Annotated in this window: 13 protein-coding genes; 5 read left to right on the top strand and 8 right to left on the bottom strand. The window is 42.0% G+C overall.

Features of this window, described 5'->3' with window-relative positions; translation table 11 throughout:
• Nucleotides 1–30 precede the first annotated feature (30 nt).
• On the bottom strand, nucleotides 31–1,467 hold the full coding sequence (locus FHW89_RS17760) for an N-acetylneuraminate synthase family protein (RefSeq protein ID WP_253952261.1): 1,437 nt from the start codon (nucleotides 1,465–1,467) through the stop codon (nucleotides 31–33).
• A 390-nt stretch (nucleotides 1,468–1,857) separates the two neighbouring features.
• Between FHW89_RS17760 and FHW89_RS17750 the strand changes: the two genes are divergently transcribed.
• Entirely contained in the window at nucleotides 1,858–2,271 is a 414-nt protein-coding gene (locus tag FHW89_RS17750; RefSeq protein ID WP_172336395.1) for an RNA-binding S4 domain-containing protein, read from the top strand.
• 39 nt (nucleotides 2,272–2,310) lie between these two features.
• On the opposite strand, the gene FHW89_RS17745 is transcribed toward FHW89_RS17750, so the two are convergent.
• Nucleotides 2,311–2,790 carry a nucleoside deaminase gene (locus FHW89_RS17745; RefSeq protein ID WP_172336394.1) on the bottom strand — a complete coding sequence of 160 codons (480 nt, stop codon included), beginning with the start codon at nucleotides 2,788–2,790 and terminating at the stop codon, nucleotides 2,311–2,313.
• Between the two features lie 174 nt (nucleotides 2,791–2,964).
• A complete protein-coding gene (locus FHW89_RS17740) occupies nucleotides 2,965–3,564 on the bottom strand; it encodes an OmpH family outer membrane protein (protein ID WP_172336393.1) in 600 nt (199 codons plus the stop codon).
• Nucleotides 3,565–3,928: 364 nt separating this feature from the next.
• Here FHW89_RS17740 and gyrB point away from each other — a divergent pair, with 364 nt between their 5' ends.
• Entirely contained in the window at nucleotides 3,929–5,887 is a 1,959-nt protein-coding gene (gene gyrB / locus FHW89_RS17735; protein WP_172336392.1) for a DNA topoisomerase (ATP-hydrolyzing) subunit B, read from the top strand.
• 87 nt (nucleotides 5,888–5,974) lie between these two features.
• Here gyrB and FHW89_RS17730 read toward each other — a convergent pair whose 3' ends face one another.
• From FHW89_RS17730 to FHW89_RS17715, 4 genes are all read right to left on the bottom strand, one after another.
• Entirely contained in the window at nucleotides 5,975–6,718 is a 744-nt protein-coding gene (locus FHW89_RS17730) for a basic secretory family protein (protein ID WP_216650608.1), read from the bottom strand.
• Between the two features lie 323 nt (nucleotides 6,719–7,041).
• Nucleotides 7,042–7,473, bottom strand: a complete 432-nt coding sequence (locus tag FHW89_RS17725) for an aspartyl protease family protein (RefSeq protein ID WP_172336391.1) — start codon at nucleotides 7,471–7,473, stop codon at nucleotides 7,042–7,044.
• Nucleotides 7,474–7,574: 101 nt separating this feature from the next.
• A complete protein-coding gene (locus FHW89_RS17720) occupies nucleotides 7,575–9,845 on the bottom strand; it encodes a BamA/TamA family outer membrane protein (protein ID WP_172336390.1) in 2,271 nt (756 codons plus the stop codon).
• Nucleotides 9,846–9,849: 4 nt separating this feature from the next.
• Complete coding sequence (locus FHW89_RS17715) at nucleotides 9,850–15,054, bottom strand: translocation/assembly module TamB (protein WP_172336389.1); 5,205 nt, start codon at nucleotides 15,052–15,054, stop codon at nucleotides 9,850–9,852.
• A 233-nt stretch (nucleotides 15,055–15,287) separates the two neighbouring features.
• Between FHW89_RS17715 and dnaE the strand changes: the two genes are divergently transcribed.
• From dnaE to FHW89_RS17700, 3 genes are all read left to right on the top strand, one after another.
• Nucleotides 15,288–18,872: a DNA polymerase III subunit alpha gene (gene dnaE, locus FHW89_RS17710; protein ID WP_172336388.1), complete on the top strand. Its 3,585-nt coding sequence runs from the start codon at nucleotides 15,288–15,290 to the stop codon at nucleotides 18,870–18,872.
• A gap of 344 nt (nucleotides 18,873–19,216) precedes the next feature.
• Nucleotides 19,217–19,537, top strand: coding sequence for a thioredoxin (gene trxA / locus FHW89_RS17705; RefSeq protein ID WP_172336387.1), 321 nt, complete (start codon nucleotides 19,217–19,219; stop codon nucleotides 19,535–19,537).
• A gap of 109 nt (nucleotides 19,538–19,646) precedes the next feature.
• Nucleotides 19,647–20,567 (top strand): DUF58 domain-containing protein, encoded by a 921-nt coding sequence (locus FHW89_RS17700; protein ID WP_172336386.1) that lies wholly within the window; start codon nucleotides 19,647–19,649, stop codon nucleotides 20,565–20,567.
• A 98-nt stretch (nucleotides 20,568–20,665) separates the two neighbouring features.
• On the opposite strand, the gene FHW89_RS17695 is transcribed toward FHW89_RS17700, so the two are convergent.
• Nucleotides 20,666–21,988 carry a HAMP domain-containing sensor histidine kinase gene (locus FHW89_RS17695; protein ID WP_172336385.1) on the bottom strand — a complete coding sequence of 441 codons (1,323 nt, stop codon included), beginning with the start codon at nucleotides 21,986–21,988 and terminating at the stop codon, nucleotides 20,666–20,668.
• Nucleotides 21,989–21,992: the final 4 nt, after the last annotated feature.

The following is a 21,992-nucleotide window of genomic DNA, read 5'->3' as shown; positions in this document are numbered from 1 at the left end:
GAAAGTAAAAGTATACGGGATTACTATTAATTAAGCCAGTGGTTTCTCTTTATATTCGTCGCTGATGTTAACCCGTAAGCGTTTCATGGGGGCCAGCTCAGATTCGTAAACCTTTTTCTGTCCATCACCAAGTGCGGTTTCCACATCGCGGATGTCACGTACCAAACGTTGCAGGCCTTGCGGCTCAACAGAAGCGGCATGGTCAGATCCCCACATGGCACGGTCAAGCGTAAAGTGGCGTTCTACAAAGGTAGCACCCAGGGTAACTGCTGCTACTGTGGTGGCCAGTCCGGTTTCGTGACCAGAGTATCCAACCGGAATACCCGGATATTTGGCTTCCAATGTTTGGATCATTTTCAGATTAAGCTCCTGCAGCGGGCATGGGTAAGCCGAGGTAGAATGCGCTATGAACAGCGGATAATTTTCATCAAATGCCATAATATAGTTCATGGTGGCCTCGATCTCTTTGATGGTTGACATGCCGGTTGACAGCATTAATGGTTTACCGGTTTCCAGGATACGTTGTATGAGTGCAAAGTCGGTTAATGATGCTGAGGCCAGTTTGTACATTACGGTATCAAACTGTTCCATAAAATCAACCGATGGCACGTCCCAGGCAGATACAAACCAGTCGATACCCAGTTTTTTACAGTACTGATCAATAGTGGCGTATTCTGCAATGCCAAATTCCGTTTTGCGTTTGTAATCTATGTAGCTTATACGGCCCCATGGTGTATCGCGCATAATTTCCCACTGATCTTTAGGTACACAAATCTCCGGGGTACGTTTCTGAAACTTAACCGCATCGGCTTTAGCGGCCACTGCTTCGTCGATTAGTTTTTTAGCTGTTTCCAGTGATCCGTTGTGGTTAATGCCAATTTCGGCAATAATATAACTTGGCTGGCCTTTGCCAATCACCTTACCATTATTTAAAGTAATAGTGCCGCTATAGTTACTGGCCGAAAACGCGTTACTTTTTGCATCGATGATCAATTCGGCAAATTCACGGAAACAGCCTTCTCCTCCGTTTAAGTTACAGATAATATCTACTTCATTTTTGATACGCTGCAGGGCATCTGCGGGAGAAGCGGTTAAGCCAGCCAGCCTTATTACGTCCAGGTCATTGTAATCGTCGCCTATATAGGCCACCTGTTCTGGGTGTAAGTTTAAACGGTTACAGATATCCTTAAAAACGGCTACCTTATCTTTTATACCTAAATGCAACTCGGTTATTTGTAGTTTTTCGGCTCTTTTGGCTATAGATGGTGATAGTTCGCCAGTAACGATGCTGGTTTGTACACCTGCATATTTGCGTAACCGCTCAACGCCCATGCCATCGCGCATGTTAAATTTTTTCAGATCCTCACCATTGCTGCCATAATAAACTCCGGCATCTGTTAATACGCCATCGCAATCGGTTATCAGTAATTTGATACCTGCCGCCTTTTGTTTTAAAATTTCATTCATCGGGTTTTTGAATTAAATTGCCAACCGACATTGAGCCGTTCGCAAAATCCATTTTTAGGTTATGACCTTCAGGGGTCTTTTTTTATAACTAATATTTTCTTTTACAAACCGGGTAAACCGGATTTCTTGTATTGGATTAAATGTAGGGCGGCAGCTTTTACATAATGCGAAATTTAGATTATCAAATTATTAAGTAATAGCCTTTAAATTAACCCTGTAGTTACGGGGGGAGTTTTGGATCAAGGACCTCTTCTAAATCTTCTCCAAAGGAGAGGACTTCACTTAACAGGTCTTAAGTTTTTTACTCCCGCTCCATTGGAGAGGGGCGGGGTGAGGTTCTTCATCATAATTTGCCCGGTATTTCTTAATTTTGAAGTTCGACTTTTACCCATGCCCGAAAAAGAAAAATTAAGGATAGATAAATACCTGTGGGCCATCAGGCTTTTTAAAACACGCACCCTGGCATCGGATGCCTGCAAGGCGGGGCGTGTAAAACTGGATGGCAAAAACATCAAGCCATCATACGAGGTGAAAATTGGCGATACCTACCAGGTTGCTAAAGGAATTGAACGTAAAGTGGTACGTGTAACCGGATTATTGGAAAACCGGGTTGACGCCAAAACCGCGGTGAATTTTTATGAGGATATAACTCCTGTAGAGCAGACCCAGGCTTTCAAATCCATGTTCCATGCGCCAATATTAAAACGCGACAGGGGTACGGGCCGCCCAACCAAACGCGACCGCCGGGAAATTGACGATCTGAAAGATGATTTTTTTGATAAGAAGGAAGAGGAAAACGAATAAGGTTTGCCATCCTGAGCAAAGGATGACAATCATGTTTTTTTAATAGTCCGTTTTATTTTCTGTTGTTTCCCAAAGCTTAAATGCTGTCATGGCCTCGTCCCTAAGCAATTGTATAAAGGGGAGCTTACGCTCGGCCATAGGGCTTTCCAGCTCATTGTAAATAAAATGATCATCAAAGCCTATAGCCGCAGCATCTGCCTTGGTATTGGCATAATAAACCTTATCAATACGTGCCCAGTAAATTGCGCCTAGGCACATGGGGCAGGGCTCGCAGCTGGTATAAATTTCACAGCCCGAAAGGTCATAAGTTCCCAACTCCTGGCAGGCCAGGCGTATCACCGAAACTTCGGCATGCGCGGTGGGGTCATTGGTAGGCACAACACGGTTAGCGCTGCGTGCCACAATCATTCCATCCTTTACTATAACAGCGCCAAAAGGGCCGCCGGTGCCTTGCTTTACATTATATTCAGACAGTTCAATCGCTATCTGCATAAACTTTTCGTGAACCGTATTTTGCATATACTTCTAAATTAAAAAAACCTCAGCCGAAGTTGAGGTTTTTAAAGTTAATATTTTATGATTTTTTATTGTCTGAATCAGAATTTTCAGAATTATTAAATTTTCAAAATTCTGGTTAATTGATTCTGGTAATTCTTAAATTCTGAAAATTCTGATTCAGATCTCATCGGCCAATTACTTCTTGTCTTTAGCGTAAGCTTCGTTCAGGCGTTTTACCACATCGGCAGTAACATCGAGTGAAGGGTCGCCATATAATACGGTTGGGTTGGCTTTTGAATAAGTTAATACCAGTTTGTATCCTTTTTCTTTAGCGTAAGATTTTGTAAAATCGGCTATTTTATCATACAATTTAGCGTTTTCGGTTGCCTGAGCATTCTGAAACTCGGCATTGGCATTTTGTTGGTAACCTTGCAATTCCTGCTGTTTACGTTGTAAACGTTGTTCTGTAGCCTGGCGCTGATCGGCAGGAAGAGTAGCTGCATTTTTTTGATACTCGGCAACCTCACGCTGAAAAGCCTGACCTTTAGCCTGTAAATCACCTTGTGAAGCCTTGCCTTTATCTTCCAAACGTTTTGACATATCTTTAAAATAGTCGTATTTGTTTAGCAAACTATCTGAATTTACATATACGATAGACTCTTTAGCCTCGCTTGGCGCAGTGGTTGCAGCAGCTGCGGGTTTATCGGCAGTTTTATTCTGATTGCAGGCGGCTATGCTTCCTGCAATTAATATCCCTAATGTGAACTTTGTTAATGTTGAAGCCGTAGTTTTCATCTAATTGATCGATTTTTTCGTGTTTTATTTAGCTGGCGTTTGTTTATAGTTGGTGCCGTTGTTTTTTAATCAACTTCTTTGTGCAAGCACCGAAGATTTATCTTTTTTAAGTAAAAATTTTGACAAAGATAATCTTTCATTACAAGTATCCTAATTTCATTGTCTGAATCAGAATTTTAAGAATTGTAGAATATTCAGAATTTTGACGGATCAATTTTGTTAATTCTTTAATTCTGAAAACGGCAAAGCCTTCAACGAAGTTAATTATGATTCAGCCAGTATTCCACACCTGCTTTTTTATCAACAACTAATCGTTAATCTCGTGTTAATTTCGTAATTTTGAAGGTTGTTGTACTAAATAAATATGAGCGAAGAAAATCAGGACAAATCCAATTATTCAGCAGATAATATACAGGTATTAGAAGGTTTAGAGGCGGTACGTAAGCGCCCCTCCATGTATATTGGTGATACCGGCGTTAAAGGTTTGCACCATTTAGTATATGAGGTTGTTGATAACTCCATTGACGAGGCCCTGGCCGGTTACTGCGATACTATAAATGTTACTATTCATAAAGGAAATTCCATTACCGTTGTTGATAATGGCCGGGGTATTCCCACGGGCATCAATACCAAAGAAGGTAAATCGGCACTGGAAATAGTAATGACGGTTTTACACGCCGGTGGTAAATTCGATAAAGATACCTATAAGGTATCCGGCGGTTTGCACGGTGTGGGTGTAAGTTGCGTTAACGCGCTATCAACCCATGTTAAAACCGTGGTGCACCGCGAAGGAAAAATATTTACCCAGGAGTATGAACGGGGTAAGCCTTTGTTTGATGTAAAGGAAATAGGTGTATCTGACAAAACGGGTACTACCCAAACTTTTCAGCCCGATCCGGAAATATTCCAGTTCACCACTGAATATAAATACGAAACACTTGCCGGCCGCTTGCGCGAACTGGCATTCTTAAACAAAGGTATCCGCCTTACTTTAACCGATGAACGTTTCCCTAACGAGGATGGTTCTTTCCCTTCGGAAGAATTTTACTCAGAAGGTGGCTTACGCGAGTTTGTTAAGTTTTTAGACGGAACGCGGGTATCCATCATTCCAGATCCTATTTACCTGGATGGTGTAAAAAATGGTATCCCTGTTGAGCTGGCCTTTCAATATAATGATACTTACTCCGAGAATGTATTCTCTTACGTAAATAACATTAATACTATTGAAGGCGGTACACACGTAGCCGGTTTCCGCAGAGGGCTTACCCGTACGCTGAAGGCTTATGCCGATAAATCGGGCTTGTTGAAAAACATGAAGATCGAGATCACCGGTGATGACTTCCGCGAGGGTTTAACCGCCGTAGTTTCGGTAAAAGTGCAGGAGCCACAGTTTGAGGGGCAAACCAAAACCAAATTGGGTAACAACGAGGTAATGGGTGCCGTTGATATGGCTGTAGGCGAAATTCTGGGTAACTTCCTGGAAGAGAATCCGAAAGAAGCTAAACTAATTGTTAACAAAGTGATACTGGCTGCTACAGCCCGTGCCGCTGCCCGCAAGGCCCGTGAACTGGTACAGCGCAAGAGCGTAATGACCGGATCTGGTTTGCCGGGTAAGCTATCCGATTGTGCTAATAACGACCCTTCACTTTGCGAAATATACCTGGTGGAAGGTGACTCGGCGGGTGGTACCGCCAAACAGGGCCGCGACCGCGAATACCAGGCCATTTTACCACTGCGTGGTAAGATTCTCAACGTGGAGAAAGCCATGGAGCACAAGATATATGAGAACGAGGAGATCAAGAACATGTTTACCGGTTTGGGCGTAAGCCGCGGTACTCCTGAAGATGATAAGGCGTTGAACATTTCCAAATTACGTTATCATAAGATCATTATCATGACGGATGCCGACGTGGATGGTTCGCATATTACCACCTTGATCCTTACATTCTTCTTCCGTTATATGAAGGAGCTGGTTGAGGCTGGTTATGTTTACATCGCATCGCCGCCATTATACCAGGTTAAAAAAGGTAAGGACTCTGAATATTGCTGGAACGATGCGCAACGCGATGCTGCTATACAACGCCTAAAAGGTGCCGGTAAAGAAGATAGTGTACATGTACAGCGCTACAAAGGTTTGGGTGAGATGAATGATATCCAATTATGGGATACCACCATGAACCCTGCAACCCGTACATTAAAACGCGCTACTATTGAAAACGCGGCTGAATGTGATCATACCTTCAGTATGCTGATGGGCGATGAAGTAGCACCTCGCCGCGAATTTATTGAGCGCAATGCCAAATACGCCAAAATAGATACATAGCATATTGGCTCTTGGGAGCTTATAAAATTAAAAAGCGGCTGTTTCAAAATGAAACAGCCGCTTTTTTTTTATGCTTAAATATGATATTTATAAAGCAGGACTGGCAGAATACTGCGCCCATAATTGATCTACCGTTTTGCCGGTAAGCTGTACCCAGGTATTGCTGGTATAACTACCATTGTGGCAAATACTGTTTAGATTGTTTAAGATAGAGCTGTTTACGTGTAGCTCCAGCCAGGCAAAGAAGCGGGCTGTAACTCTGTAACTATCCGTGTATTTTTGTGATGATGACCATGCCGGGAGCGACCAGCCCGCATTGGCATTATTAACCCCGAATTTATAACGGCTGTAATCTGCCAGCCCCTCGGTAAGCCATCCGGGTACACCGCCGGGGTAGGCTTGTACGATGTGCATTACTTCATGAGTAACTACGTCGTAATCGGCGGGATTGCTTTTGAACCAGGCGGGACTAAATGTAGTAATGTCATTAGAGGTGGCTGCTACTCCGTTATAAGCAGGGTCAACAATAAAAGTGACGTTTTTGGTTGCCGATGTATTAAAGCGGTTTGCCATTTGTGGGTACACGGTAAAAAAGGTATTTACAAAATTCTGGCGTTCCTGATCATCAAAGGTTGCCTCTTTATTTGTAAATGTGAGTTTATACCCGGCACTGGTATAAATTACAGTTCCAATAGGGGTTACAGTAGCAGTGATTTTGTTAGCTGTTTTGTTGACAGCATCATCAGGTGTAACGCTTGCTGATTTTTTACAGGAAAAGATTACGGAGGCCAACATGGTCCCATAAATCAGGTTCATTAATTTGTTTTTCATGTTTTACAATTGGTTAGATAGGTTATTAGATTTGTATTAATTATTGTTTATTTTCTAAAATAAGCATAATGAATATTCTATGTTATGCCAAAGTATATAGATAAAACGTTTTACTAACATAGTAAAATATTTATTATTTATATATTTTGTAAATATTTCTGGAATAATGGATAGCTGGATTTTAATAACAACTTATAAGTCATTATTAAAATAATGGTTTGTTAAAAGGCAACGACCACATAAAATGAGGTTAAAACCGAAGGGATGAGTTTTATCTAAGATTAACAGGGGCAAATAAAAATTACTTTAGCGTATATGATTGTTTAGAATCGTGGCTTTTTTAATTTCAGTACCTGCTTGCCATAGTCTATTACAGCTTTGTATTTCATCAGGATATCGCCACCCAAAACACCCAATACCTGCGGATGGCCCATTTGGCTGTAAGCTATATTAATGGTGGAAAGATCAAGCACAGCTACTTCAAAATCAGCAATGGGCATATCGCCTATTTGCATCCCGCTGATCACGGCAGTGAATGACTCCATGGTATTGGTACCCAGGCCGGTTGAAAGCCTGTCGCTGGCTAATATGGCCATAGTTTCATTGGCTTCGAAAAGTGCCGTACGGTCAAATGCCGTTTTAGATGCCCCTGTATCCAGCACTACGGTAAAAGCTTTGCCAAATAGATTAACCTCCAGCAGAGGGTGAAAACCATCGTCATGCAGGTCAATAATTTGTAGGGGAATAGAAGTCATTTTTTAATTAGTGAATTAGCGATTTTAAAGTTTAATAGTAAAGGAAGTAAAAATGAACATTTCATTCAATATTTCACTAACTCACTAATTCAATAATTAAATTAAAAAGGGTAACCAATGGCCAGGTTAAATACGCTGTAGCGGAAGTTCATGTCCCATTCTTTTTTTCCTGGCCGGCTGTAGGGATATCTTAGTGGTACACCTAAGTCGGTACGTAATACCAATACAGTTAGATCGAAGCGCAGACCAAATCCGGCATCGACAGCCATATCATTTAAAAAGTTTTTGGTGAAAACGGCACCTGGTTGTAAGCCGTTTGAGTTTTTTAGCCAAATATTACCCGCATCAACAAACAAGGCGCCATACACAATGCTGAACAATTTTGGCCGGTACTCAAGGTTGGCTTCTATCTTGATATCGCCCGATTGATCTGGAAAAAAATTACCGGGATTGACTTTAACCACATAAGAACCCGGGCCTATAGTACGCGCCTGAAAACCACGCAAACTGTTAGGGCCACCTATAAAAAATTGTTGGCTGTAAGGCAGCTGGGTTGAGTTGCCATAAGGGAGGCCGACACCCACCAATAGTCTGCTGGCAAACTTGCTGTTGGGACCGGTTTTATGAAAAAACCTAATTTCGTTCTCTATTTTTACATACTGGTTAAAGTTGGCGCCGAAGATCTGTTTCACTTTACCCTTCACAGTATCAGCCCCGGAAATAATGCCATATAAATTGTTTGAGAGGCTTACTTTGCCATTATAATAAAACGAATTGGTACGGTAATCTTCGGTGGTATTGGTATAGGTATACCCGTAGCTTGGGCCAAAAATAAATTGTTTATCAATAACATGTTTTAAAGCCGGGTTGATATTTTTTGGGTTATTAATACTATCCAAATACAGCTGTGAGATATGCTGTGGGTTAACAAAATTAAAGTTGAAGATATTTAACTCATGCGAACGATGGACCGATTCCTTCCATTGGTAGCCAAAAGAGGCATTAAAGGAGTTTAGCCTGTATAGCTTTTGGCGATCAACCAGCGTATAACCCAGGGTAAAATTAGTATGGGGGATATAAGCATTATCAGCCTTAGGATATATAGGACTGATAAAGCGTGGCCATGATAGGGTTGTTTGAATACCCGCTTGGTACACATTAAAACCGTTGTTATTACCGCCAAACTGCACATCGGTGCTACCAAACAGCGTTACTTTTAAGGCCTCACCACCTTTAAATGCATTACGATTGAGCCAGTTGATATTTATTTGTGTGCCGGTATAATTGGCCGAGGTGGTGCGACCTAATAATTCCAGCTGTAACGATTTCTTTTTGTAGGGGGTTAAAAAGTAGTATACATCCAGTTTAGATGAATCTTCAGATACATCCTCAAACCTGTTTTTTACAAATTTGTATGGCCCCAGGTTTACAAAACGGTTTAAGGAATTATTATGATCGGTACGGTTGTAAACCTCACCGGGGCGCAGCAAAACAGTATTGGCAAAAATGTAGCTATTCACTGTTTTTCGTTTCTCAACAATGTGATACCAGCGATACTTATAGCCTTTATCCAACATTAATGAAGTATCGCGGAGTGAATAGCTGGGATACACATAAATATCGTTAATGGTGTAGATTTCCTTTGCCCGGTCGGCTGTACTTCTCTTAACAGCTACCGAAATATCAACCTGGTGGTTGGCAACTGCGCTATCCACCTTCATGATCAGGTTTTCGGGAGCAAAATAATAAAATCCTTCTTCTTTCAAACGGGCATCTATACGTATCCGTTCGTTTTTGATCACATCCAGGTTATAGTTATTGCCAGGCTTTAAAAAAGTTTGGGCTGCTGTACCCGCTACGGCGGTATCAATGCTTTCTTTACCACCCGGAAATGTCACTTTTCGTATTTTGTAAACAGGTCCGGTGGCTGCGGTGTATACCGCTTTTGCTGTTTTGCTTTTGGGTTTACTGACGGTGTCGCCGGTTACCTGTGCCTGAAAATAGCCCTCGTTTTGTAAGCGGTTCTGGACTATGTTGCTGTTTCTTTCCAGATCAACCGCACTTGCCAGAACCGGGGGCTCGCCAAATTTGGTATTGAGCCAGTGGGCAAGTCCTTTTGTCTTTTTAGTGCGGGTTTTGTTATATATCCATAATTTAACTCTTAGGCCTAAAATGGAGCTGTTGGGCTTTGGGCGCAACAGCGCGTCCATTTCTGTTTTTAATGCTTTAGCGTCACTTTTTTTAATATCCTTATCCTCAATTTTTACTTCGCCACCGGTATACAGTTTCTGGCCGGATGTGAGATATTTGGTATTACTACAGGCACTTAGTACAACGGACACAAATAATATATATTTAAAGTGTTTGATCATAAGTTTAGTTTGAAGTGGTGGTTTGCTTTTTTTGCTCTTGTGGCTTTTGCTCCTCTGCTTTTATAGCCTCATTTTGCGCTTTTATAGCATCATCCTCTTTTTGTTTCTTTTCTTTTTCTTCCTGTAAATATTTGCGGCGCAGGGCTCGTTCCTGAGTGGTGCGTTTCCGGAATATTTCTCTGAAGCGATTGTAATCAACGGTAAGCGTAAAGCCTAAACCGGTTTCAATGATCTGACCTTGTATTACAATGAATTCATCGCGGCGATAAGCACGCAGGGCATAACGGCCATCTTTACTTAATTTATAATTTACAGATACATCTCCCGCTATATTGGTGGCTTTTTGCCCCTGTTGATTGCCTTCCAGGTTAAAGTTATTGCCAACAGTTACGGTGAGCCTGTCGTTAAGGAAACGTTTGGATACGCCCACGTTCAGATCCGTGCGGTTGGTGGCCGTACCTGAAGAATAATCCTCGCCCGATGTTAAACCAAAGTTCAGATCCACACCGTCGATAAGGTTGCCGGCAAGTTTGTTCAATTGATCTGATAGCAGGCTGCTCACACTGTTACGCACCAAGCCCTCGGCCGAAAATCCTGCCCCTTGGCTCTGTAGCGGGTTATCCCCGATGAAATGCCCCAATACCAATACCCCGAGTACCTGCTTATTCATTTCATTTGGATCCTGGCGTACCTGGGCCAAACGGGTATTCACATTGGTGGTTACCTCGCTTGATACCGAGTAGCTGCTATCGGGCAGTACAATATCAAAGCTAATATCTGGTGTAAGTAATTGATTTTTAAGTTTCAGATTTACATTGAAAGGTAGTTTTTGTTTGTATTGAACCGAATTCTCTGAGCCGGTCAACTGACTTTCGACCAGGTCGATAGGTGGCACATTGGCTACATAAATAGCTGTAAGGTCAATGTTGGCGCTGGTGGGGTCGCCGGTCCATACAATGGTACTGCCTTTCTTGAAATTAAATTTACGTTTTACGGTGGCATACGACAGATCATAGGAGCCCGAGTTTACCTCGTAAGTACCGGTCAAATTGATCTTACCGCTTGGATCGATACCCGCGTTTAAGCTGGCTTCACCTTTAAGATGTACGATATCACCGTTCGACTCATCAATTACAATAGTAAAGGCCGCATTTTTATTAACATTGATGGTTGCTGATACATCCATCCCGGTAACCTGCGACTTTTTCAAAGAATCGAGCCGTTTGGCCAGCAAAATGGAATCCAATTTAGAGGCATCATGATTTACAAACACAACCACACCCTTGCGGTCTTCTACACTTGGATCAGTAGTGGGCAGCACAACTGTCATGTCTGTTTTTTCATTTACTGTCAAGTTGGCATCAACTACCGGTTTGTTCATATTGCCCCTTATTTTAATACGGGTGTCAATAAACAATTTGCCGTAATATAGTTTGTTATCGGCTTCGGTGGAGTTCATAGCCCTAAAGTTGCGGGCATTGATATCCAGTCCAAAGGCAAAATCGGTATAGGTTTTGGTGAAGATGCTGCCGCTGATAACCGCTTTATTATTAGTGGAGTCAACCAGTGTAAAATCATTAAAGCGGATACCCTGGTCGTTAAAGGTGATACTTTCCTGGGGCATGCGGAAATAGGAGTTGAGCATAGCCACGTTAAAGCCAACCTTATTAAAATTAACATCCCCCCTGATGGACGGCGCATCCGTAGTACCCGTTATTTTGAGCTGCCCGCTGATATTGCCCGACGAATTACGCAGACTGCCAAAGCTAAAACCTTCGATGCTCTTCATATTCAGGCTCACAATATTCAGGTTCATATCAAATCTGCTTTCCGGATTGGTATAATAAAGGCCGGTCAGGTCAACCTGATTGCCTTTGCCTGTAATGCTTACGCTGGCCGCGTAAGCATTCTCGGTTTGGTTATTTACCTTGAGCGCTACATTACCCAAAGTATCCCCCTTGAAATTAAGGTTGTTTACATCGATAGCGGCGGTAAACAGAGGCGATTTATCCAGGTTGCTTACATCGGCTTTGCCATTAATGGTACCACCTACCAGCAGCGAATCCTGCTGGGCAATTTTGGTAAGCGTTTCTATCCTGAAGTTGGTGAAATTAACCGTTAAAGGCGCGTTAAATTCCTGTGGATTACTATTGATACTCAATACCTGGTTGCTGTTGGTAATGGTAAAATTATGCGCGAGTATGCCCTTGGGGCCGTATTGCAAATAATTGTCGGCATTAACGGTCCATGGGGTATAATCCAGTAAAAGGCCGTCGGGTACAAAATTAAACTGGTATTGATTGGGCAATATGCTGAAAAGACCAGCAATGCGGTAACGCTCTTTTTTTGCTTTGTCGCGTACTTGTAAACTGATATCAAGTTTATTGTCCTGAGCTTTGCCCGAAAGACTGGTGTATAGCAAGTTGAGCGAGGAGCCTACTTTGATCTGATCGATCCCCATGTTATAATTAAGCGCGTTGTTATTGGTATTAATAGCCAAGGTTACGTTGCTCACCGTGTTGGTGCCATAAACCACCTTAGGCATCGATCCGTTTACGACGAGCTCGCCGGTTTCGCTGTTAAAACTACCTTTTAACTGTACCGGGTCCAGCTGTTTCAGATCAGGTACAAATTGGGTAAGCAGTGGTGTTTTTACCAGGCGGGCTTCAAAAACAAATTGCTGCGGCGAATAGCGAGCGACAGGTTTTGAGTTTTGAGTTTTGAGTTTAGTTTTTCGGCTTTTAACTTTTGACTTTGGACTTTTCACCGCCGCCACCTGCTGCCCGCCCGCGATAGCCGTATTAAAATACTTGTTGATCACATCCTGCAGGGCATCGGCTATTTGGGTAAGCTTGTATTTGCCGGCCATGTGAGCTGTCATAATTGGGGTTTTTAAACGCAGGGTGCTACTATCAGCATTAGCTGTCGATTTAAGGCTTACCGTATCCAGCTGTATGCGTTGTCCTTTATTTACCACCAATAGTTCGGTGGCTAATATATCAGCATTCAGGTAATCCGGATCGGCGGTTGGGACGTTGGCCACCATTTTACCGTGGAAACGCATGTCGTCTTTTACAAAATTGAGTTTTTGCAGGTTGATACTGTCAACCAGTAAAGTGCCGTTAACTGATGGGTATTTGCGGTTTAAATAAGCTTTAGCATCCAGGCTGAAATCGATGTTTGGATCCTTCATACGGGCGGTGGCGGTATAATTTCCATTCTCCGAACTGCCTTTCAGTACCAGGTTTTGGTAGGTATAACCCTTCACGTAAGCTTTAGCCAGGTTGCCATTAAATTGTATACTGGCTTTTTTAGGATCAAGGCTTATACCTTTAAGATCGGCGTTCATGGTTATTTTGCCAACCATTTGCGGCTGTTTGGTTAGGGCGCCCACATTCAGGTCATTGGCTTTGATGTGAGCCGTATACATTTCCTTGCCTTTATGTTCACCGTTTTTCATGGCGGCAACCAGGTCGACTGCGCCATAGCTGGAGCGTAATTGCATTTTGGTATCAAAGTTGGTCATGCCGCCTTTAAATGTACCCTTTAGGTTCATTTTTTCGGGGATGCTTACGTTGGCCGGGATGCTGCCCGCGGGAGCCAGTTTGGCTATGTCTTTACTGCTCGTGGTAAAATCGGCTATGTTAACATCAAAATAAGCCTTATTTACATCGGGCAAGCCTTTCATTTTGGCTGATGCCTTAATGTGGGTACTGCCTAATCCGCTCACTTCCAGGCCAGGGATATCCAGGTTGTTCACCTGGCCTTTTACCTTACCGTTTATTTTGAAAACCGTACCCGGCGAACTTTTAAAAGGTTCCATGGTAGCCATCGTAGGCATCAGTAGCAACACATCCTTTAATCCCAGGCGGCTGCCATCTAAATTGGCATTGATACCCAATGATCCGATGTTTTTGGTAATGGCGGCAATAGATGGATAGCGTACCTGTACCGATTTTTGAAGAACGGTTTGTGGTGTCTCCAGCAAAAGGTCATTCATATAGGCATTGGTAGGCCCGTAAAAGAAAGCAGTGTGAAACTTATTGATCTTTAGTCCGCTTTTTTCGCTAAAGCTGAAGGAATTGATCTTACCTGAAATAGTATCGGGATTATAGGAAATATTCTCCGCTTCGGCGTTAAGGCTTCGGATATCCATGTGTCCGAAATCAAGTCCTTTGGGTATGGCTTTCTGTGCTTCATTATCAAACTTGATATTATCATTGGTAAAGTTCACCTTACCCAGGGTAAGAGCCCATTTAGATGTTTGTGGGGATGATACCAGCGTATCGAGTTTTTTGACGGCCTTTACAATGGCTTTTTGTACCGTTTTAGGTTTAGCCAGGCTCAATGCCGCATTGGTATTATTCAGCTCGATACTTTTGATGTCTACCTTTTGTTTCTTCAGATCAATCTTATCCATATCAACCAAAAGCTTGTTCAGGTCGACATTGGCGTTCATTTCGCTGCTTTGGTAATCTACTTTTATTTTCGATACATCTATAACGCCCAGGTTCAGATCCATATTAAGCGGTGCCGTAGCTGTATCCGGAGGAGGGGGGCCAGTCGGTGTTTGAATGATCCGGGCGTTAACATCGGATAAAGTGATCTTGGGTATAGAAAATTTCATTTTATCCATATCAAAATCCTTGATACGGGTATCAAAATGCCCCAACAGGAATTTAACATCGTTGCCCGTGATCTTATCCTTATATTTAATGTTGATACGGTCAAGGATGATCTTATCCAGCGAAAACTTCATGGTTGAGGTAGTGTCTTCGGGTTTTACCTCTTTTTTTTGCTCGCCCACAAAAGCTTTGGTGATATAATCGAAATTGAAAACGCTGTCGGCGCCACGGCTTACATTGGCGGTAATGCCCTGCAGATTGATCTCATTGATCTCCACCTTATGATGAAGCAGTTTAAACAGGCTGATATCAACCTTTAGTTTTTCGCCGGCAATGAGGGTGTCTTTTTTCTGATCTTCAAAATAAACATCTTCCAATACCAGCAGCTTGGGCAGGCCCAGGCTGATATGGCCGATTTGTACTTTGGTATGGATCTTCCCCTGTAAAAAATTCACCGCTTTATTCTTGGCAAAATTCTGTACAGCAGGAACCTGTATGAGTACAACTACAAGCAGCACCAGGAAAAGGATACTTGCAATTATCCAGAGTATGGTTTTTAGGGCTATTCGTCCAATTTTTTTCAACTGTATAAATTTTTCAAGGGTGATGATCGTTCAATGTTAAACACTCCAATAGCATAATATATTAGCTATGTGATTAGTCCGGTTTAAGTTACAGCTTCATCAGCATAATAACCAAACACCACAACCCATAGATAAAAAAATTATTCGGGCTTAGTTTTTCAACACATGATGCGGCAAAGTTGTTTTATTGATAACTTTGTATTTCTACAGGATTTTGCTGAAAAGGATTCATTATGCCAGATTTTTCTCATTTACACGTACATACCCAGTTTTCATTACTTGATGGTGCCGCCGATATATCAAAGCTATATAAAAAGGCCGCGGCTGATGGGATGAAAGCATTAGCCATAACCGATCATGGTAACATGTTCGGCGTGTTTAAGTTTGTAGCTGAGGCGGGTAAACACAATGTAAAGCCCATTGTAGGCTGCGAGTTTTATGTGGTTGAGGACAGGCATAAAAAGCAATTTACCAAGGAGAAAAAAGACGTACGCCGCCATCAGCTGATGCTGGCTAAAAACCCCGAAGGTTACAAAAACCTGGTGAAGCTATGTTCCTTAGGCTATATGGAAGGCCTGTACAGTAAATGGCCGCGTATTGATAAAGAACTGATATTAAAATACCATAAAGGCCTCATTGCCACTACCTGTTGCATTGGTGCATCAGTACCCCAGGCTATATTACGGGAAACACCCGAAAAGGCGGAAGAAGAATTTAGATGGTGGCTTGACCTTTTTGGCGAAGATTTTTATATCGAGCTGCAACGTCATGATATTCCGGAGCAAACCACTATTAACAATGTATTGCTTACTTATGCTAAAAAGTATAATGTAAAAGTAATATGCTCCAATGATTCGCACTATGTGGATCAGCAGGACTCCAATGCCCACGATATTTTACTGTGCGTAAACACCGGCGATATGCAAAGTACGCCGATAGCGACTGATGAAGAGGGTGGTAAAGGCTACCGTTTCGGCTTTCCGAACGACCAGTTTTATTTCAAGACACAGGCAGAAATGGGCAGCTTGTTCTCTGATATCCCTGAGTCATTGGATAACACTAACGAAATTGTTGATAAGGTAGAGGTATTAAAATTAAAGCGAGACATACTGCTACCCAATTTCGTTATTCCCGAAGAGTTCAAGATCCACAACACACCGGATGCCGATACCCTTAACCAGTGGGAATATTTAAAACATTTAACATTTACTGGCGCAAAGGAGCGCTATGTAGATATTTCGCCCGAAACGGAAGAACGGATCAACTTTGAGCTGTTCACCATACGTACCATGGGTTTTGCCGGGTACTTTTTAATTGTGGCCGACTTTATTAAGCATGGCCGTGATATCGGCGTATTTATTGGGCCTGGCCGTGGTTCGGCCGCGGGATCGGTAGTGGCTTATTGTACAGGGATTACCAATATCGACCCGATGAAGTATAACCTCCTGTTCGAGAGGTTCCTTAACCCGGATCGTAAGTCGATGCCCGATATTGATACCGACTTTGATGATGCGGGCCGACAAAGGGTGATTGACTATGTAGTAGAAAAATATGGCAAGAACCAGGTGGCGCAGATCATTACCTACGGTTCCATGGCCGCCCGTACCAGTATACAGGACGTGGGCCGGGTGCTGGATATGCCGCTGCCCGAAATGGCGGCCCTTAAAAAGCTGGTTCCCGAAACATTAGGTATCACGCTTAAAGAAGCCATTGAGCAGGTGCCCGAGCTTAAAGAAATTGTAAAAGGGAACGACCTGCGCGGACAGGTACTGCGTGAGGCCGAAAAGTTAGAAGGCTCAGTTCGTAATACTGGTGTACACGCCGCGGGTATCATCATTGCGCCTTATGACTTAACTGATATTGTACCGGTTGCAACCGCTAAAGACTCCGATCTGCTGGTTACGCAATACGATGGGCGTGTGATTGAGGATGCAGGCGTTATCAAGATGGACTTTCTGGGACTGAAGACCCTGACCATTATTAAAGACGCGCTGCGGATGATCAAGCAAAACCATGGAGTAAGCATCGATATTGATTATATACCGCTTGATGATACTAAAACATATGAGCTTTATCAACGCGGTGATACCAACGGTACGTTCCAGTTTGAAAGCGACGGTATGCAAATGTACCTTCGCGATCTGAAGCCGGATAAGTTTGAGGACTTGATTGCCATGAACGCCCTGTACCGTCCGGGACCGATAGAGTACATCCCCAACTTTATTAAACGTAAACACGGTCAGGAACCTATTGTATTTGACCTTCCGGATATGGAGGAATACCTGGGCGAAACCTATGGTATCACCGTATACCAGGAACAGGTGATGCTTTTATCGCAAAAGTTAGCGGGCTTTAGTAAAGGCGATGCCGACGTTTTGCGAAAAGCCATGGGTAAAAAGCAAATTGAGGTGCTAAATAAAATGGAGGCCCAGTTTATGGATGGGGCCATGGCTAAAGGGCACCCCAAAGATAAGCTGACTAAAATATGGACCGACTGGAAGGCCTTTGCGCAATACGCTTTCAATAAATCGCACTCTACCTGTTACGCCTTTGTGGCTTATCAAACTGCATATTTAAAAGCGCATTACCCCTCTGAATATATGGCCGCGGTTTTAAATAACCAGAACAATATAGAAAAGATTACCTTTTTCATGGAGGAATGCCGCCGGATGGATCTGCTGGTTTTAGGCCCGGATATTAATGAGTCGGACATGTCATTCGCGGTAAATAAAAAGGGGCATATCCGTTTCGGACTAACCGGCGTTAAAGGCGTTGGCGATAAAGCGGTTGAAAGTATCATTGAAGAACGCGAAGCTAATGGTCCGTATGAAACTTTGTATGATTTTGCACGCAGGTCAAACACGCGGAGTGTAAACCGTAAATCATATGAAAACCTGGTTTACGGGGGAGCTTTTGACGGCTTTGGTGTACACCGGTCGCAGTTTTTTGCCAAGACCGAGCTGGGGGTATTAACAGGTGTTGAGCGACTGATCAAATACGCGAATGATTATCAGAACGTGCAAAGCAGTTCACAATCATCATTGTTTGGCGGTTCGGTGGCCTCCTATGTGCCGGAGCCGGCTATGCCCGATGTGGAAGAGTGGCCGCTGATTGAAAAATTGAAGTACGAGAAAATGGTGATCGGTATATACCTGACCGGGCACCCGCTTGATAATTATAAAGTTGAGTTGGAACGCTTCTGCAACAGTACCGTAAGCGATCTGAAACTGGTGCAAAAAGCACGTACAGGTGAGGGCGGCGAAGAGATCATGAGCGCGTTTAACGAATTACGGAAGCGGGGCGAGATCCGCATTGGCGGCCTGGTTGGTAACGTGCAGCATAAGATGACTAAAACCGGTAAACCTTTTGGCACCTTTGTGCTCGAAGATTATAACGAATCATACGAATTTGCCTTGTTTGGCGAGGATTATGTGAAATTTCGTAACCTGATGATGGATGGTTATTTTCTGCATATCAAAGGGAATATCGAAGAAAAATTCAGGCAAAAAGATAACTGGGATCTGCGTATACAGGTAATGAGCTTGCTATCGGAAATGCGCGATAAAATGACCAAATCATTGACCGTTTGCCTGGATGTAAATAGTTTGAACAGTAAGCTGCTGGATGATATTCAGCAGGCCATTATGGTCAATAATGAAAAGTATCCGGTTCAGAACTGTAAACTGCGCTTTTTGATCAAAGATCGGGAAGAAGCTTTACAGGTTGAACTGGCCTCCAAATTGTTCAAAGTAAACCCAAGCGATGACCTGATGGCCGATATTTTTAATTTGACCAACATACAGCCGGTGTTGAATTAAAAAGACATTATTTGATTTTTATAATTTCTGACTTAATTATTCAAACGGTCAATAAAGGAAAACAGGCTATTTATTAACATAGAAAACGTTACGATGTGGGTTACATGAAAATGCCTGTTTTATGCAATTATTTTATTTAACTATTTGATTTTTAATTAAGTAAAATAATGTAAACCGTAAAAAGTGTAAACCATGTAAACCCACTTTTTTGGTTTTTTTTAAGGGGATTGATATAGAGCTCTGTTTATGTTATTAATATAATTGTCACATTGTCAGGTCACATTTGTGGCAAGTTATTTGAATAGTATATATTTGTAATACAAAAAATTTAAAAAATAGAAATCATGGCTTTAGAAATAACTGATGCGAACTTTGACGAACTTGTGCTGAAATCAGACAAACCCGTACTTATTGACTTTTGGGCAGAATGGTGTGGTCCTTGTAGAATGGTAGGTCCGGTTGTTGAGGATATTGCAAAAGAATATGCAGGCCAAGCCGTTGTTGGTAAAGTTGATGTTGACAACAATCCAGGTATATCAATGAAATACGGAATCCGTAATATCCCTGCTTTATTATTCTTCAAAAATGGCGAAATTGTTGATAAACAAATTGGCGCCGTTCCAAAATCAGTTTTAACCGACAAATTGGTTAAGCAATTAGCATAATTACAAAAGGCAAAAATTAAGCTTGTTGATAGCTTAACTCACCATATTTATTACCTTAAAAAAGCGTTACCTATTTGGTGACGCTTTTTTTATACCCTATATTAGCCCTATGTCCCTGTTAAATGATGATCAGCAAATAAGGCAACTGGCCAACCTGGAGCTACTGGCCCGCCAGGTGGTTGAAGGCTTCATAACCGGCCTGCACCAGAGTCCCTTCCATGGGTTTTCTGTAGAGTTTGCCGAACATCGTTTGTACAATAATGGCGAATCGGTAAAAAATATCGACTGGAAGTTATTGGCCCGCACGGAGAAATTGTTTGTAAAACAGTTTGAAGAAGAAACTAACCTGCGCTGTTATTTACTGCTTGACACTTCGTCGTCTATGAATTTTCCCGAAAAGGGGATGAATAAGCTACAGTTTTCTGTTTATGCGGCGGCCGCGTTAATGTATCTGTTTAAAAAACAGCGCGATGCTTTTGGATTATGTCTGTTTTCGGATAAGATTGACTGGCTGAGTGCCGCCAAATCAACCAGCACGCATTTGTTTCATTTGTATGCCGAGCTCGAAAAAATCTATAATAGTCCGCGGGTAAATACGGTTACGCATATAACTGATGTGCTGCACCATATTGCCCAGGAGATACATCAACGTTCCATGGTGATTATTTTTAGTGATATGCTCGAAAATAGCCTCGACACCGAAAAGTTACAGGCACTATTCGCGGCTATACAGCACTTGAAATTCAATAAGCACGAAGTGGTTATATTTAATGTGCACGATAAGCAAAAAGAACTCGATTTTAATTTTGATAACCGTCCGCATCATTTTATTGATATGGAAAGTGGCGCCGAGATAAAAGTGCATCCTGGTAAAATACGTGATGCTTATCAAAAATCGTTAGCAGCGTACCGGCATGAGCTGGAACTCAAATGCGCGCAATATCATATTGATTTGATTGATGCCGATATACACGAAGGCTATCAGAATATACTGAAAACCTATTTGGTGAAGCGTAATAAGATGATATAAAAAAAGGCTATTCTTAAAATAAAAATAGCCCTCTCAATAGGGGTAGCACTTACTAAAACTGCCCAAAGTAATAAATTTCGAATGAAGATTTGGTGAAGTTATACCTGGTTATCAAATATCAGCTTTACAGCAGTTCCCTTATTTTTTACCGAGTTTATTTTAATGTTAATGTTATGAAACGCAGTGATACTTTTTACAATAGCGAGGCCTAAACCATAACTTTCTTTTTCATCGGTATCAAACTTCTCAAAACGATTAAAGGCATTATCAATTTGCTTTTGCTCCATACCAATACCCGTGTCGGCAATTGTAATGGCATAAATATCATCATTAAGATCATCACTAATAGTAATACTGCCTTTAGTGGTATTGTATTTAATGGAGTTGTTAATGATGTTGAACAGCAACGTATGCATGAGCGGACGGTTGCCCTGTATAGAATAAATGTATTTGAGATGATTGGTAAAAGTTAAGTGTTTTTCATCTATACGATCTTCCAATTCTTCATGTATTTCTTTGATAACTCCGGCTATCATGACCATATCGCCCTTGTCAAACTGGTTGTTTTCTACCTTTGATATAAGTAACAAGCTATTAATGATTGATTTGAGGCGATTGAGTGTTTTTAGGGAGGCATGCATCTTATTTTCGCTGCCCTCACTTAATTCCTCATGTAGTAATATATTTTCGAGCCTTGAGCTGATGATGGATATAGGCGTAAGTAACTCATGCGACACATTGGCGATGAATTGTTTTTCCAATATAAAAAGGTTGGAGATCTTTTTCATCAATGAGCTTATACTATCATCAAGTAATTCAAAATCCTGGGTTGTGGTTTGGATCTTCTCGTAATCAAAGTTCATGGGGTCATTCACTTTGATCAGCTTGCGGTCAATAATCTTATAAAAAGGGGCAAGCAAAAACTTGGTAAACACAAGGTCGCTTATCAACGTAAGTACCAGGGCAATGAACAATACCAGTAAAGTGAACTTTTTGATGATGGACTTTAATTCTTCAACAGATTCGATGGTTTCCCCAATTTCCAGAAGGTAGGTATGCTCATTAAAGTTAAAGCGGTTGGAGAGTATGCGATAAGTTTCCATATTCCGCTCAACCTTCCTTGTTTCTGTACTAAAGGTTACTTTGCTGGGCGTGTTGGCCTCATATTTAACCGGGGTTATGGTAATAAACTCTTCTTTTAATATATTATAGTCGGTATATACTTTTTGCGCCGCCAGAAAGCTGTTGATCTCCCTGGAAGAAAGGCTCCTTAGCGTAGCTTCTTTTTTTTCTTCCAGGCGAACCTCAATATGGTTATAAGATATTTTTTCAATAGAAAGCAGGATAAGCAGGCCGGTAAATAAAATAATGGCCACCTTGGTTAGCGTATTATATAGCGCCAGCTTTACCTGAAGTTTCATCCGG

Source organism: Mucilaginibacter sp. SG564, assembly GCF_013149275.1.
In the GTDB taxonomy this organism is placed as follows: Bacteria; Bacteroidota; Bacteroidia; order Sphingobacteriales; family Sphingobacteriaceae; genus Mucilaginibacter.
Note: the sequence above shows the minus strand (reverse complement) of the source record. Positions and strands in the feature narration are given on the sequence as shown.